The organism is Klebsiella sp. CSG-1 (genome assembly GCF_056521145.1).
This window is the reverse complement of record NZ_JBWNLD010000007.1, coordinates 238,124-252,482: the sequence shown is the minus strand read 5'-3', so window position 1 is coordinate 252,482 and position 14,359 is coordinate 238,124. Positions and strand designations below refer to the sequence as shown.

The following is a 14,359-nucleotide window of genomic DNA, read 5'->3' as shown; positions in this document are numbered from 1 at the left end:
CGTTGTAGCAGGAAAGCGATATGAATACCCTCCCCCACTGGTGGCAAAACGGCGTTATTTATCAAATTTATCCGAAGAGTTTCCAGGACACGACCGGCAGCGGTACCGGCGATCTGCGTGGGGTCACCTCGCGCCTCGACTATCTGCAAAAACTTGGCGTGGACGCCATCTGGCTGACGCCTTTCTACGTCTCTCCGCAGGTCGATAACGGCTACGATGTCGCGAACTATACCGCCATCGACCCCACTTACGGCACGCTGGATGATTTCGACGAACTGGTCGCTCAGGCGAAAGCCCGCGGGATCCGTATCGTGCTGGATATGGTTTTCAACCATACCTCTACCGCCCACGCCTGGTTCCGCGAGTCGTTGAATAAAGCGAGCCCGTACCGCCAGTTTTATATCTGGCGCGATGGCGAACCGACAACGCCGCCCAATAACTGGCGTTCGAAGTTTGGCGGCAACGCCTGGCAGTGGCACGCGGAGAGCGGACAGTACTACCTGCATCTGTTCGCCGCAGAGCAGGCGGATCTCAACTGGGAAAACCCGGCGGTCCGTGCGGAACTCAAAAAGGTGTGCGAGTTCTGGGCCGACCGCGGCGTCGACGGCCTGCGCCTCGATGTGGTCAACCTGATTTCGAAAGATCAAACCTTCCCGTCGGATACCCAGGGCGATGGCCGCCGTTTTTATACCGACGGTCCGCGGGTCCACGAGTTCCTGCAGGAGATGAGCCGCGATATCTTTACGCCGCGCAACCTGATGACGGTCGGCGAGATGTCCTCCACCTCGCTGGAACATTGCCAGCAATATGCCGCCCAGGACGGCCGCGAGCTGTCGATGACCTTTAACTTCCACCATCTGAAGGTGGACTATCCCGGCGGCGAAAAATGGACCCTTGCGCGCCCGGACTACGTGGCGCTGAAAGCGCTGTTCAGCCACTGGCAGCAGGGCATGCACAACCGGGCGTGGAATGCGCTGTTCTGGTGTAACCACGATCAGCCGCGCATCGTGTCGCGTTTTGGCGATGAAGGGGAATACCGGGTACCGGCGGCGAAAATGCTGGCGATGGTCCTGCACGGCATGCAGGGCACTCCCTACATTTATCAGGGCGAAGAGATTGGCATGACCAATCCGCACTTCTCGCAGATCGGCGATTATCGCGACGTCGAGAGTCACAACATGTTTATTGAGCGCTCGGTGCAGGGGCAGGCGCCCGATGAGCTGCTGGCGATTCTGGCGAGTAAATCGCGCGACAACAGCCGCACGCCGATGCAGTGGGACGCTCGCGACCAGGGCGGATTTACCGCCGGTGAACCGTGGATTGCGCTGTGCGATAACTATCGGACGATTAACGTCGAGGCGGCGCTGGCGGATGCGGATTCGGTCTTTTACACCTACCAGCGGCTGATTGCGCTGCGTAAAACCACGCCGGTTCTGACCTGGGGCGATTACCTGGACCTGCTGCCTGAGCATCCGTCGCTGTGGTGTTATCGCCGCCAGTGGCAGGGGAAAACGCTGATCGTCGCGGCGAACCTGAGCCGCGAGTTCCAGAGCTGGCAGCCGGAGGAGGTGGACGGCGACTGGCAGGTATTGATGAGCAATTACGCGGAAGCGGCAAATCGCCCTGCCGCCATGACCCTGCGGCCGTTTGAAGCAGTCTGGTGGCTGCAGGCGTAACCCCTGGAACGCTGCCTATACCGGGCTACGGGTTCGCAAACTTAGGCGAGTCCATAGCCCGCAGCTGGCACGCTATGCCCTGCTGCTGCGCGTCGATCTGCGCCATGACCCCCTGATGGCCTGACGCATGGCATTTCCGGCCTGAATACTTCCCCCTTCAGGCCAATTTTTGCTTATTTTATAGTCAGATAAATTTACATAACTGCCAGCGCCCACCATCCGTACTCTCGTCTTTTTACTTTGTTCTGCGTCAATAAAATCGCAAACATCTTTGATGCAAATCACTACATATAGAACTTAGAATGCATCCCGGCCCTACATCTTGTATTAATCGTCTATTATGTCAGCACATCCCATCGTTCTGTGGCGGTGGTGGGATGTGGATAAAAAGGGCCGGAACCGACGCAAAACGGCGGCAGGTAAAGCCCCCGCGACGCCGGCGATACTTCCGCCTCTGTGGATAACCTGTTTTATAAAGTATGGAGTGATCATGACACCGCATGTGATGAAACGTGATGGCTGTAAAGTGCCGTTCAAATCTGAGCGCATTAAAGAAGCAATTCTGCGTGCAGCTAAAGCAGCGGGAGTCGATGACGCAGACTATTGCGCCACCGTCGCAGAAGTCGTTAGCCAGCAAATGCAGGGCCGTAGCCAGGTTGATATCAACGAGATTCAGACTGCCGTTGAGAACCAGCTGATGTCAGGGCCGTGGAAACAGCTGGCCCGGGCCTATATCGAATATCGCCACGACCGCGATATCGAGCGTGAAAAACGCGGCCGCCTGAACCAGGAAATTCGCGGTCTGGTTGAACAAACCAACTCGTCCCTGCTTAACGAAAATGCCAACAAAGACAGTAAAGTCATCCCGACCCAGCGCGACCTGCTGGCCGGTATCGTCGCCAAACATTACGCCCGTCAGCACCTGCTGCCGCGCGATGTGGTGCTTGCCCACGAGCGCGGTGAGATTCACTACCACGATCTCGACTATTCGCCGTTCTTCCCGATGTTCAACTGCATGCTGATCGATCTGAAAGGTATGCTGACGCACGGGTTTAAAATGGGCAACGCGGAGATTGAACCACCAAAATCGATCTCTACCGCCACGGCGGTAACGGCGCAGATTATCGCCCAGGTCGCCAGCCACATTTATGGCGGCACCACCATTAACCGCATCGATGAAGTGCTGGCGCCGTTCGTCACCGAAAGCTTCAAAAAGCACCGTAAAATCGCCGAAGAGTGGCAGATCCCTGATGCGGAAGGCTATGCCCGCTCGCGCACCGAGAAAGAGTGCTACGACGCCTTCCAGTCGCTGGAATACGAAGTCAATACGCTACATACCGCCAACGGGCAGACGCCGTTCGTCACCTTTGGCTTTGGTCTCGGCACCAGCTGGGAATCCCGTCTGATTCAGCAGTCTATCCTGCGTAACCGCATCGCCGGGCTGGGCAAAAACCGCAAAACTGCGGTATTCCCGAAACTGGTGTTCGCCATTCGCGACGGCCTGAACCACAGGTTCGGCGACGCGAACTACGACATCAAGCAGCTGGCGCTGGAGTGCGCGAGCAAGCGTATGTACCCGGACATTCTCAACTACGATCAGGTGGTGAAAGTCACCGGTTCGTTTAAAACGCCAATGGGCTGCCGCAGCTTCCTCGGCGTCTATGAAGAAAATGGCGAGCAGATCCACGACGGCCGCAACAATATCGGCGTGATCAGCCTGAACCTGCCGCGCATTGCGCTGGAAGCGAAAGGGGATGAAGCGACGTTCTGGAAGCTGCTGGATAACCGTCTGGAGCTGGCTTACAAAGCGCTGATGACGCGTATTGCTCGCCTCGAAGGGGTGAAAGCGCGCGTGGCACCGATATTGTACATGGAAGGCGCCTGCGGCGTACGCCTGAAGGCCGACGACGATGTATCAGAGATCTTTAAAAACGGTCGCGCCTCCATTTCGCTGGGCTATATCGGCATCCACGAAACCATCAACGCGCTGTCGGGTAATCAGCATATGTACGATAGCGACGCGCTGCGTGAAAAAGGCGTCGCCATCGTCCGACGTCTGCGTGACGCCGTCGACCGCTGGAAAGAAGAGACCGGCTACGGCTTCAGCCTGTACAGCACGCCGAGCGAAAACCTCTGCGATCGCTTCTGCCGTCTTGATACCGCCGAATTTGGCGTCATTGAGGGCGTGACCGATAAGGGCTACTACACCAACAGCTTCCACCTCGATGTCGAAAAAAAGGTTAACCCGTACGACAAGATCGACTTCGAAGCGCCGTATCCGCCGCTGGCCAACGGGGGCTTCATTTGCTACGGCGAATACCCGAATATCCAGCACAACCTGAAAGCGCTGGAAGATGTCTGGGATTACAGCTACCAGCATGTCCCCTATTACGGTACCAACACGCCGATCGATGAGTGCTATGAGTGCGGCTTTACCGGCGAGTTCGAATGTACCAGTAAAGGCTTTACCTGCCCGAAATGTGGCAACCACGATGCCGCCCGGGTGTCGGTCACCCGACGGGTCTGCGGCTATCTCGGCAGCCCGGACGCTCGTCCGTTCAACGCCGGCAAGCAGGAAGAGGTTAAACGCCGCGTTAAGCATTTGGGTAACGGGCAAATCGGTTAATTTCGACAGTATTATTGCCCGGCAATGCGACGCTTTTCGCACAGCAATTGGCGCCAGGACAAGGCGGCAAGCAAGCGAATCCCGGGGAGCTTACATCAGTAAGTGACCCGGGTAAGCGAGCGCAGCCAATGCAGTAATGGCGTCAATTGAGAAGCGAAAATGAATTACCATCAATACTATCCGGTAGACATCGTCAACGGCCCCGGCACCCGCTGCACCCTGTTCGTCTCAGGCTGCGTCCACGAATGCCCCGGCTGTTATAACAAGAGCACCTGGCGGCTCAACTCCGGGTTGCCATTCACCACCGGGATGGCCGATCGTATCATCGCCGACCTCAACGACACGCGGATCATACGCCAGGGGATCTCCCTTTCCGGCGGCGATCCCCTGCATCCGCAGAACGTGCCGGAGATCCTCGCCCTGGTGCGCCGCATCCTCGCCGAATGTCCCGGCAAGGATATCTGGGTCTGGACCGGTTATAAGCTCGACGAGCTGAACGACGCACAGCGGGAAGTGGTTGATCTGATTAACGTGCTGGTCGACGGCAAGTTTGTCGAGGATTTAAAAGATCCGGCGCTGATCTGGCGCGGCAGCAGCAATCAGGTCGTCCACCGCTTAAGATAGTGACGCTCAAAAACGGCTGACGCACTCCACCGCCACCGCTTTGAACTCATCGAAACTGCGCGTCTCGGCAAGCCGGGTCATCGCTCGCTCGCGCAGGAAAGTGACAAAAATATCGTAGATCGCCATCGCCTCTTCATACTCGCTTTTGCTGATCGCCAGCAGGAAGATGATATGGGCAGTTTCATCGCCCCAGGCGATACCGTTCGGCGCAATGACGGTATAGACCACGGTTTTTTGCGCCAGCAAACCAAGGGCGTGAGGCAGCGCAATCCCGTCGCCCAGCATCGTGCTGACGATGGCCTCGCGTTCGACAACCGAGTCATGGAACCCGGCATCGACAAACCCTTCCTGCTGCAGCTGCTGGCACAGCCCGGCAAACAGCGTCTGCCGATCGACAGGCGTATCGATCACCTGGAAATGGGCCGCATCGAAATATTTATTCAGCACCCACGGACGGGTCCTGTCCACCAGCACCAGCTTGCCGATTTGATCCAGCTGATAATCGGTCGGGAATGGCGCAATGGTCACCACCGGCTTATCTTTTTCACCAATCCGCACGGTCGAGATAACAAAATCTTCCGCGACCGCCGCCAGCTGCTCATACTCCCGCTGCGACAGGGTGGCGGCGATTTCTAACTGCGGATATTTACGCTGCAAAATGGCTTCGATCATCCGCACCATCGCATTACTGGTATCGCATACCAATAACACCCGCGGCTGCCGCTGATAGCCAATGTTGTAATGACGTTCCAGTCCGACGCCAATATGCAATACCAGGAAACCAATCTCGTTTTCACTGATGGCATAGGGCGTGTATTTCCCCCAGCTGGTCACCGCCGCGAGAGTCATGTCCCACGCCATCGGGTAGTGCTGCTTAATATTATCGAGCAGAGGATTGGGGATCATGATCTGGTAGCGAACCCGGGTGATCATGGTCTTAACGTGGGTCAGCAGATCGGCATGTAGCTGAGCGTCGTCCAGCAGGTTGTAATTATACTGGCTGTTGATGTAGCGCAGGATGTAGTTTACCAGCGCTTCGCCATCGTCGGCGCTGATGGTGCCCGGATCGACGTCCTGAACCTGACGGGCGGCAAGATGGACGCACAGCCACGCTTCTTCTGCCGGAGAGAGGGCCTTTCCCGCCAGCTGCTGCAGTACGGCTGCCAGATCCCGCGCGGCATCACGCACGTTTTGCGCGACATCCTCCGCGCTGAATTCCGCCAGCGGATAGCCCTGGCTGACGCGACGCACCGTCACTGCGCTGTACAGTCGGATAAAGCGCTCGCCTTCATCGGTGAGGCGCACGTGGTGCCGGGTCAGGATCTCCTGCAGCACGTCCGCAAGCTGTTCCTGCACATCCGTATTCAGCGCTTGCTCATCGATCAGCGGGTTTATTCCCCCCTGCTGCGCCTGTTGCCATAACAGATCGGTCAGGCACGCGCGAATCGATACTTCGCTACCAAACAGCCTCATACCGTGCCGTGGGCGAGTCTCGAGAGTCAGTTGATAGCGCTGAAAGCGCTCGCGGACCTCGGCCATATCGCTTTGTAACGTCGCCCGGCTGACAAACCACTCGTCCGCCAGATCTTCGAGCTTGATGGAGAACGCGGAGGTCAAAAAGCGCACCAGCAGAAAGTTGATGCGATCCGCCGCCGTACGCGGGATCTGCTGCGGCTTCGGCGCATGCTCTTGCAGGGTCTGGTAGCGCGCCGGGTCGTCGATTTTCAGCTGATAGCCGCTGCCGCGAGTGAGCATGAATTGCGCGCCATACTCCACTAACAACGCGTTAAGCGCGGTAATGTCGGCGCGCACGGTACGAGTAGAAACCGACAGCCGCTGCGCCAGCTCATCCTGCGGCAGCGTTTCGTTTTGCAGCAAAGTAAACAGTTGCGCTAAACGGTGGTTGGGAAATCGCATGTCAGTTCCTTCATCTTACGGCTCAAGGTTGAGCGGATATCACCATCTGTGATGGACTGCCTACCGGAGTGTAGTCCGGGGCAAAAGTCAGCTTGCCGCTCTGCGGCGCCACGCTAAAACGGGTGATATTATCGCTACGCTGGTTCATGACGTACAGCCACTGCCCCTGATTATCCAGCGTCAACGTCCGCGGGTAGTCGCCGCGGGTCCAGATATCCTCCTGATGGCTCAGGCTGCCGTCGGCCAGCACGCTAAAATGCGCGATGCTGTTATGCAGGCGATTGGCGACATACAGCTGTTTACCATCGGCGCTGAGGACCAGCCCGGCGGCAAAGCTGGTGCCTTTGTAGCCCTTCGGCAGTGCGGAAACCGTTTTGCCTTCGCGCAGCAGCCCGCTTTTCTTATCAATATGATAGAACGTCAGCGTCGAGGATTCTTCATTAATCAGCCACAGGCCATCCCCTTTCGGCGTAAAGACAAAATGACGCGGCCCGGCGCCGGCAGAAGAGGCGGCGATAAACGGCGGATCGTTCGGCGTGAGCTTGCCGCTGCTATTGTCGATCCGGTACTGATAGATCCGATCCAGCCCCAGATCGGTAGAATAAACATATTTCCCGCTCGGATCGGCGGCGATCATATGGGCATGCGGGCCGTTATGATCGCTGATGGCAAAGCTCCCCTCGACCGCCGCGGCCGGCCGCTCTGCGCCGGCAGGGCCCTGATCCTGATGGCTATCGACCGCCTCGCCGAGGCTGCCATCGTCTTTGATCGGCAGCACCGCCACCGTTCCGCTGACATAATTCGCCACTAGCAGATGACGACCGTCCGGCGTCAGCGACAGATAGACCGGCCCGGCCCCCAGAGAAGAGACCTGATTGAGATCGGTCAGCTCACCGTTGGCTTCAATCCGCCACGCCTGCACCACCCCCTTTTCGACTTCGCTGGCGGCATACAGAGTTTTACCGTCCCGCGACACGGTGAGTTGGGCCACGTTCGGCAACGAGCTGACCAGGGCCTTATCGCGCAGCGCGCCGGTTTTAGCGTCGACGGTAAACCGGTAGAGACCTTCGCCATTCGGGTTGTAGGTTCCGACCCAGGCATAATGCGTTTGCGCGCAGGCGGTAGCGGCCAGCAGAGAAAGTGAAGCAGCAAGCAGGTGACGAGCGGTGGGCATAGTGACTCCTTGATGGTTCGATGGGGGGTTCCGCACGCGTCTCTCGCAGAGCAACGCGTGCGGCGGGGACAGCAAACCTATTTGACGAGCGCTTTGGTCATCTCCAGCAGCTGGCGAACGTCCGCCGGGCGGGTATTGCCGCTGGCTTTATCAATAATCGAGCTATAAATGTGCGGAATAATTTTGCTGACCCCCGCGTCCAGCGCGATCTGCAGGATTTCGCTGTAGTTGTCCAGATCGATGCCGCCGGTCGGCTCCAGCCAGAAATCATGGCGGGCGCAGGCCTGCGCCACCGCAACGAACTCATCGCGGTGTTTCAGGCCGCCCATCGGGAAGTATTTGATTGAACTGCCGCCCATATCCTTCAGCAGGGCAATGGCGGTTTCCAGCGGCACAATTCCGTCCGCTGCGCCGCTGCTCAGCGGGCCGGTCGAGATCTTAACCATCCCCGGCGTGCCGGTCGGCGACACCAGACCGTTGACCACGGTCTGGTTCTGCCCAAGCAGCGCACGGCTGGCGCCGACGCCGGTAAACACCTGATTAACGTGCTGCGGCTGTACCTGACGCGAGATTTCGCTGACCATCGCCGACTGATTCGGATCGCCCGCGCCCAGCCCTACCGAGAGCGCGTTATCGATGAGCTGAGCATATTCACGCATATCCGCCACCGCGCTCGCCACGTCCGGATAGTTTTTGGAGAGCACGCCAACCAGGACGTGACCTTCCGCCGCCTCATAGATTTCGCGGGCGTTGTCTTTGCTGCCCGCCAGGACGTTCAGGCAGACGCGGTCACGGTAAAAATTAGGGGTCAGTTTCATGCGTTTTTCTCCTTGTTCAGAACCTCGGCGATGCGACGAGAGACAATCTCCAGCTGTTGCGCGTTCACGCTGCGAACATCGGCTTCAATAATGCCTTCGTTGGCCTTGTAGCCGCGGAAGTAGATGGCGTATTCGCCCTGTTTCAGCGCGTCGACCAGTTCGCCGGTGGCGATACCGGTGACGGTTTCATCGAATTTGATTTCCGCACGGGCGATGTCGCGGCCGGCGCTGTCCCAGACCACCCGGGCGGTAACGCCGTTGAGGGTATTGAGCTGGTTAATGAACGGCGTCATTTTAGCGACCATCTCATCGCCGCTCTCTTTACGCGCCAGCAGATAGTGTTCAATCGCGCAGGTCAGACCGAGGATCCCCTCTTTACCCACCTTCATCGCCCGGCCAATCCCCGCCGACTGGCGTTTCACCCACTCAACGTACTGAGTTTTCCCCACCACCAGACCGCTGGTTGGCCCTTCAATCGCTTTCGCACCGCTGTAAATCACCAGGTCAGCACCGGCACGGTAGTAGCATTGCAGGTCTTCTTCCGCCGCCGCATCGACGATCAGCGGCAGGTTATGTTTACGCGCCACCACCACCGCCTGCTCGACGCTGAGCATGCTTTTCTGCACGCAGTGGTGGGATTTGATATACAGAATCGCCGCCGTACGCGGAGTGATCGCCGCTGCCAGCTGGTCAGCGGAACATTCGTTGGCATAGCCCGCTTCCACCAGCTTGCCACCGCCCAGCGCGACCATCGAGCCCACCGGCGCGCCAAAGTTAACGTTGTGGCCTTTCGGCAGCACGATCTCATTGTTTTCAATCGGCGTAACGTGCAGGTTTTCCAGCAGCCAGCTGCTGTCTTTTACCAGCACCGCCGCCACCGACTGGGCGATCCCCGCCGAGGCGCAGGAGACGACGGTCGCCCCTTCCACGTCCAGCAGCTGCGCAATGTATTCGCCGGTTTTATTCACCAGGTCTTTGATTTCGAAGTAGTAATTCATGCCGCTCATCACCGCCTCCACCACTTCCGGACGTGGAGTGGAGACCCCCAACGCCGTCATGCGGCCGGAGGTATTGATGACTTGCTTGAGGTGGTATTTTTCAAAAATCGAAGGCATTTTCCGCGCTCCCTTGTTCGGTCAGATAGCCCTTGCCCGCGCGAATCGCGGCAAGCGGCACCAGAATATTGTCAGCCTGCAGGCTCTCTTTTTCCGCGTCGACCAGTAACGTCGGCGCATGCTGCACGGTAAACAGCGTTAAATCGGCATCATAGCCCACGGTCAGCTGCCCTTTGCTCTTCAGGCGCAGCCCCAGGGCGGCATTCACGGTGACACAGTCAATGACCTGCGGCAGCGTCATGCCGATGGCGAGGAACTTTGACATCACCAGCGCCAGCGAGCGAACCGGCCCGTCGATGCGGTTGCGGCAGTAAATATCGGAACTGATGCTGTGCGGCAGAATGCCCAGCGCGATGGCCCGTCGCGCCACTTCGAAACTGAAGCTGGCGGTACCGTGGCCAACATCAAGGCGCACGCCACGCTGTAGCGCGCGGGTAATCGAGGCGCGCAGCTCGCCTTCCGGCGTCAGAATGCGATTCGGTTTGCCGTTATAGCAGTGGGTAATGATGTCGCCTGCGCTGAGCCGTTCGGCGATTTCATCGAGGTTCGGCGGATTATTGCCGATATGTACCATCAGCGGCAGATCGCCGTTTTCCTGCTGAATGGCCTTCGCCCGCTCCAGCGGCGTAATCCCGTTCTCGCCAACCACGCTGCTGCTCATGCGCGCCTTCAGGCCGACGATAAAATCCGGGTGGCGTGTGACCGCCTGCTTCACCGCATCCGCGTCAATGTTGGCCATGTTGGCCAGTTCGTTCTGGGCGATCAGCCCGACGCGGGAGATATTGAGCAGCGCATAAACGTCGGTGGCCGCTGCGCGAGTCAGCTGATAAAAATCATCGATGTCGTCCGCACCGGTGCTGCCGGCATCAATCACGGTAGTGACGCCGGTGGCGATACCGATGCTGTCCGGCTGGTCATGATAAATCGGTGACTTCGGGTAGCAGTGAACGTGGGAATCAATCCAGCCGGCGCTCACGTAATAACGCCCGTCCAGCGCTACTGTTTTACGCGCTGACGCGCTAATCTCGCCCAGCGCGGCAATTTTGCCGTCCTGGATGGCGATATCGGTCAGGGTATCGTCGACGAGGCGCGCACCGCGCAGGAGTAAATCAAACATGGGTCTCTCCTGGTAAAGCGGGCGCCTGAGCGCCCGCAGGACTTAACCAATAGCAATCGGGAAAAGGGATCCCAGAATCATCGCGCCAAGAATGGCGCCGCCGGTGATCGGCTTCTGCCAGATGTAAAACAGCAGTGCTCCAACCAGAGAACCGATACCGATAGGAATCGAGGCGGTCATGGCGCTGAGGATAATCAACGGCCCGAGGAAGCGGCCGGAGGCGTTACCGGCCCCCATCATCACGTCGGCGCCGTAGGTGGAGTCGCTCTGATTGATGGTGAACTTACGCGCCAGAATGATGATGTAACCCACCGCCAGCCCCAGCGCGAGGCCGGTCGCCAGCGAAGCGGCAAAGTTCGCCACCGGGAAGACAAAACCGGCCCCGAGCAGCAGCGCCGGCACGCCAAGGCCGATACCGGTCTGAATCGCGCCGCCGATATCGAGGATCCCCACCAGCGAGCCTTCGATAATACGGGCGAAGAGGAAGCTGGCGCCGAACGCGGCCACCGCGCCATAAGCCCCGGTATCAATGCCCGCTTTCAGCATGGCCACGAAGGCCACTTCGTTAAACGCGCCGATGCCGTAGAGGTAGTACATATGGGTCCCGGCGAAAACACCGGAGGAGAGCAGACCAACAAAGATCGGAAACGACCAGTCGGCATACCAAAAACCTTTATTCTGTTCCATTTCGAGGCTCCTGTTATTTGCCGCTGAGCGAGTTGTGGATCAGATCCAGCCAGTTCGGCACGGTCAGATGGAAGGATTCCAGCGTCTTGATATCAAAGCCGCGGAAGAAGGCGCTCAGGACAAACAGCGCAACAATGGCGGACATCATCACTTTGGTGACGCGGTTCCAGCCGCTCTCTTCAACGCCCTTACCGATCAGAATGCCCAGTACCAGACCCGGCACGGCGTTACCCATAATCAGCTGCGCCGCGCCGCCGAAAATAGTGGCCCAAAAGCCCGATTTTTTACCGGCGTCGATGGCCGCCAGCCAGAAGATTACCGGCATCACGGTGTTAACCAGCAGGTTAGCCGCCGGGACCAGCACCTTCACCGCGGTGACCTGCAGCGCTTCCGGTACGGAAGAGGCGGTCAGGTTTAAGAAGGAGACCACCAGCATGCCGATGATGCCGCAGGCAATCGCCATCTTCTTCGGATCGTGCAGCGTTTCGCCGACGTTACGGTTTTTCAACATCAATGCCGCGGCGCCCCAGTTCGGGATAATGCGGTGATCGACATCCTGGGTGAATGAACCAGCTGCAACGGAAGAGGCCCAGGCGTTAAAGAAGAAGCCCAGACCAAAGGAGAAGTGGGAAGCCGGATCGCCTTCGCAGGAATTCAGCTCGCCCAGAGTACGAAACGCCCCCATCCCCTGGGTGGTAGGCGCATGAAACATGCGTGCCGCTCCGGCGCCCACTCCGACGCCGACCAGGCCGCCGATAATGAGCGATTTTATTAAAATTATCAGGAACATAGTTTAACCCTATGATGAAATTCAGGTTTGCGTGACGAAATCCACTTTATCGACATTGATGGCGGTCACGTTGACGGTGACATCCAGCTCCACGCTGTAGGTCCGTCGTTCACGACGCAAAAAGAAGAACAGAAACGCTTCTTTGCGCGTCGCTTCATGCGCACGAACAACCTTCACATCCTGTGGCTCAATACGCAGTAAGATATGCGGTGAAGTTTTCATCACCGCGGCCTGTACATGGTTCAGGGCGTCGGCGAAGGCCCGTGTTTTGCTTTCGCCTTTCCCCTTCACGCTCACCGTCGTGGTGAATTGCTCTTTCATGCTCACGCGCCGTATTTCTTTTTCCAGGCTTCCACCAGGCGCTCGCCCAGCTCTTCTTTATCCATAAAGCCGAAACCCAGAACGTTGTAGCCTTCGTTGATAGCGGTCACGCCTTCGTCAACGGAGCGCATGCCATATTTAGCCTTGTAGCCGTGCTTGTTCTGCGCAGTGATGGCGCCTGCGCCGCCGCTGCCGCAGAAGGAGATGCCGAAGGTGGCGTTTTCTGCTTTCATCATGTCGCCCAGCTTCATATCGGCGGCAACACCCGGTACAACAACAGCACGAGCACCGGCTTTTTCCGCGCCAGCGGCCACTTTTTGCCCTTTACCCAGGCGGTCGCCAATCACTACGGTAATCTGTTCCATTTGTTACTCCTTACAGGTTGTCTTTTGCTACTTCGAAGTGGACGGACAGCAGCCAGGACTCTTCTTCTGGCAGGTTGCCGAATTCCGCGACCACTTCGCGGGCAAGCATCATTGAATCTTCTGAAATTTCTTCAAACAGGCTGGCATCCACTTCCGGCAGCGGCTCGCCGCTAATCGACCGGTGGGCCATTGCCCGCACGTGGGAAGTCAGCATCTGCTCCTGGACGGCGTTGGGGATGATATTGCGACGGCTTAACAGTGCATAAACCCGTGGCAGCATCTTCTCAGCCAGCTGCTCCGTTTGCTTTGCCTGTTCCCCTACGTCGTTTATTACCGCTCCGTTATTCACTTGTGTTACCCCGTTGATGTCTCTGGGGATAAAACTAGCGCCGGGGGAAAGGAGTTTGTAGCGAGTTGTTTTCCACTTCGAAGTGGAAAGGCGGACGGGCTGCGTGATCCAATGCACATAATTGCCGTGCAAGTGGCATTTTCGGCGGAATTACGTGATGTGCATCACAGGTCAATCGTGGTTCCAGCGGGAAGAAGGGGTCGAATAACCGTAGAAGAAAAAAGGAAAAGTGTGATGTCGACGGGGTTTTATGACAGGAAACGAGCAGGAGGCATCGGTTGATACCTCCTGAAACGGGGCTTAACGGTATTTCTGATGGTAGGTATTACGGGTTGTTTTGAACCCTTCAGCGGCAGCCTGCGCCTCTTTCACTTTACCTTCCTCCGCCAGCTTCAGCGCACCGTCAATCTGACCAATCAGAATATCCAGACCGTGACGATAGTCTTTCATTTCCGCACTGTCCGCCGCTTTGCCTTCCAGCTTCTGCGGGGTAGCTTTCTGCGCATCCACGGCGGCACCGCGCATCTTGGTCAATGCCGCTTTCAGTTCGCCCGCATCGGAGGTCTTCTGCACCACCTGCAGGTTTTGCGCGATAGTGTCCATATCTTCGCCCAGTTCAGCGGCGAACGCCGAAACAGACCCCATCGTAAGGGCGGAGACGGCCAGCATTGCTAACAGTTTTTTACGCATTGCTCACATCCTTTTTTATTATTTAAGCAAACGGGCGCCGCAGGGAGCGCCCTTCTGTACAGGTTATTCTGCAAACTGCATCTTGAATAG

The 14,359-nt window shown here is 57.7% G+C and carries 14 protein-coding genes; 3 read left to right on the top strand and 11 right to left on the bottom strand.

The features are described from left to right. Window positions 1–20 precede the first annotated feature (20 nt). From treC to nrdG, 3 genes are all read left to right on the top strand, one after another. The gene (gene treC, locus AC007G_RS18510) at window positions 21–1,676 is read left to right on the top strand and encodes an alpha,alpha-phosphotrehalase (protein ID WP_046853204.1); all 1,656 of its coding nucleotides are present in this window, start codon (window positions 21–23) and stop codon (window positions 1,674–1,676) included. A gap of 490 nt (window positions 1,677–2,166) precedes the next feature. Continuing rightward, window positions 2,167–4,302 carry an anaerobic ribonucleoside-triphosphate reductase gene (gene nrdD, locus AC007G_RS18505; RefSeq protein ID WP_032689781.1) on the top strand — a complete coding sequence of 712 codons (2,136 nt, stop codon included), beginning with the start codon at window positions 2,167–2,169 and terminating at the stop codon, window positions 4,300–4,302. A 159-nt stretch (window positions 4,303–4,461) separates the two neighbouring features. Continuing rightward, the gene (nrdG, locus tag AC007G_RS18500) at window positions 4,462–4,926 is read left to right on the top strand and encodes an anaerobic ribonucleoside-triphosphate reductase-activating protein (RefSeq protein WP_032689783.1); all 465 of its coding nucleotides are present in this window, start codon (window positions 4,462–4,464) and stop codon (window positions 4,924–4,926) included. A 6-nt stretch (window positions 4,927–4,932) separates the two neighbouring features. Here the strand turns inward: nrdG and AC007G_RS18495 are convergent, their stop codons facing one another. The 11 genes from AC007G_RS18495 to cybC all read right to left on the bottom strand — a co-directional run bounded on the left by AC007G_RS18495 (window position 4,933) and on the right by cybC (window position 14,269). Next, complete coding sequence (locus tag AC007G_RS18495) at window positions 4,933–6,843, bottom strand: BglG family transcription antiterminator (RefSeq protein ID WP_032689784.1); 1,911 nt, start codon at window positions 6,841–6,843, stop codon at window positions 4,933–4,935. A 22-nt stretch (window positions 6,844–6,865) separates the two neighbouring features. Further along, complete coding sequence (locus AC007G_RS18490; protein ID WP_032698310.1) at window positions 6,866–8,017, bottom strand: lactonase family protein; 1,152 nt, start codon at window positions 8,015–8,017, stop codon at window positions 6,866–6,868. A 77-nt stretch (window positions 8,018–8,094) separates the two neighbouring features. After that, window positions 8,095–8,835 carry a 2-dehydro-3-deoxy-phosphogluconate aldolase gene (gene dagF, locus AC007G_RS18485; protein WP_032697173.1) on the bottom strand — a complete coding sequence of 247 codons (741 nt, stop codon included), beginning with the start codon at window positions 8,833–8,835 and terminating at the stop codon, window positions 8,095–8,097. Further along, the gene (locus AC007G_RS18480) at window positions 8,832–9,950 is read right to left on the bottom strand and encodes a DgaE family pyridoxal phosphate-dependent ammonia lyase (protein ID WP_142630526.1); all 1,119 of its coding nucleotides are present in this window, start codon (window positions 9,948–9,950) and stop codon (window positions 8,832–8,834) included. Before AC007G_RS18480 ends, dagF begins: the two co-directional genes overlap by 4 nt. Beyond that, window positions 9,934–11,067 (bottom strand): amidohydrolase/deacetylase family metallohydrolase, encoded by a 1,134-nt coding sequence (locus tag AC007G_RS18475; protein WP_032689790.1) that lies wholly within the window; start codon window positions 11,065–11,067, stop codon window positions 9,934–9,936. The genes AC007G_RS18480 and AC007G_RS18475 overlap by 17 nt, the downstream gene beginning before the upstream one ends. Window positions 11,068–11,109: 42 nt before the next feature. Further along, entirely contained in the window at window positions 11,110–11,754 is a 645-nt protein-coding gene (locus AC007G_RS18470) for a DUF4310 family protein (RefSeq protein WP_032689791.1), read from the bottom strand. A 13-nt stretch (window positions 11,755–11,767) separates the two neighbouring features. After that, complete coding sequence (locus AC007G_RS18465; protein ID WP_032689792.1) at window positions 11,768–12,544, bottom strand: DUF4311 domain-containing protein; 777 nt, start codon at window positions 12,542–12,544, stop codon at window positions 11,768–11,770. Between the two features lie 21 nt (window positions 12,545–12,565). After that, a complete protein-coding gene (locus AC007G_RS18460; protein ID WP_032689793.1) occupies window positions 12,566–12,865 on the bottom strand; it encodes a DUF4312 family protein in 300 nt (99 codons plus the stop codon). Between the two features lie 2 nt (window positions 12,866–12,867). Then, the gene (locus AC007G_RS18455) at window positions 12,868–13,230 is read right to left on the bottom strand and encodes an SFCGS family glycine-rich protein (RefSeq protein WP_004098072.1); all 363 of its coding nucleotides are present in this window, start codon (window positions 13,228–13,230) and stop codon (window positions 12,868–12,870) included. A 10-nt stretch (window positions 13,231–13,240) separates the two neighbouring features. After that, a complete protein-coding gene (locus tag AC007G_RS18450; RefSeq protein WP_015585305.1) occupies window positions 13,241–13,579 on the bottom strand; it encodes a hypothetical protein in 339 nt (112 codons plus the stop codon). Window positions 13,580–13,879: 300 nt separating this feature from the next. Then, window positions 13,880–14,269 carry a cytochrome b562 gene (cybC, locus tag AC007G_RS18445; RefSeq protein WP_032689794.1) on the bottom strand — a complete coding sequence of 130 codons (390 nt, stop codon included), beginning with the start codon at window positions 14,267–14,269 and terminating at the stop codon, window positions 13,880–13,882. Window positions 14,270–14,359: the final 90 nt, after the last annotated feature.

Bases quoted from the DNA above. Each gene is read 5' to 3' on its own strand.
- AC007G_RS18480 (WP_142630526.1), bottom strand. From the start codon at position 9,950: ATGCCTTCGATTTTTGAAAAATACCACCTCAAGCAAGTCATCAATACC.
- dagF (WP_032697173.1), bottom strand. From the start codon at position 8,835: ATGAAACTGACCCCTAATTTTTACCGTGACCGCGTCTGCCTGAACGTC.
- AC007G_RS18495 (WP_032689784.1), bottom strand. From the start codon at position 6,843: ATGCGATTTCCCAACCACCGTTTAGCGCAACTGTTTACTTTGCTGCAA.
- treC (WP_046853204.1), top strand. From the start codon at position 21: ATGAATACCCTCCCCCACTGGTGGCAAAACGGCGTTATTTATCAAATT.
- AC007G_RS18455 (WP_004098072.1), bottom strand. From the start codon at position 13,230: ATGGAACAGATTACCGTAGTGATTGGCGACCGCCTGGGTAAAGGGCAA.
- nrdG (WP_032689783.1), top strand. From the start codon at position 4,462: ATGAATTACCATCAATACTATCCGGTAGACATCGTCAACGGCCCCGGC.
- AC007G_RS18465 (WP_032689792.1), bottom strand. From the start codon at position 12,544: ATGTTCCTGATAATTTTAATAAAATCGCTCATTATCGGCGGCCTGGTC.
- AC007G_RS18490 (WP_032698310.1), bottom strand. From the start codon at position 8,017: ATGCCCACCGCTCGTCACCTGCTTGCTGCTTCACTTTCTCTGCTGGCC.
- AC007G_RS18475 (WP_032689790.1), bottom strand. From the start codon at position 11,067: ATGTTTGATTTACTCCTGCGCGGTGCGCGCCTCGTCGACGATACCCTG.
- AC007G_RS18470 (WP_032689791.1), bottom strand. From the start codon at position 11,754: ATGGAACAGAATAAAGGTTTTTGGTATGCCGACTGGTCGTTTCCGATC.
- AC007G_RS18460 (WP_032689793.1), bottom strand. From the start codon at position 12,865: ATGAAAGAGCAATTCACCACGACGGTGAGCGTGAAGGGGAAAGGCGAA.
- nrdD (WP_032689781.1), top strand. From the start codon at position 2,167: ATGACACCGCATGTGATGAAACGTGATGGCTGTAAAGTGCCGTTCAAA.
- cybC (WP_032689794.1), bottom strand. From the start codon at position 14,269: ATGCGTAAAAAACTGTTAGCAATGCTGGCCGTCTCCGCCCTTACGATG.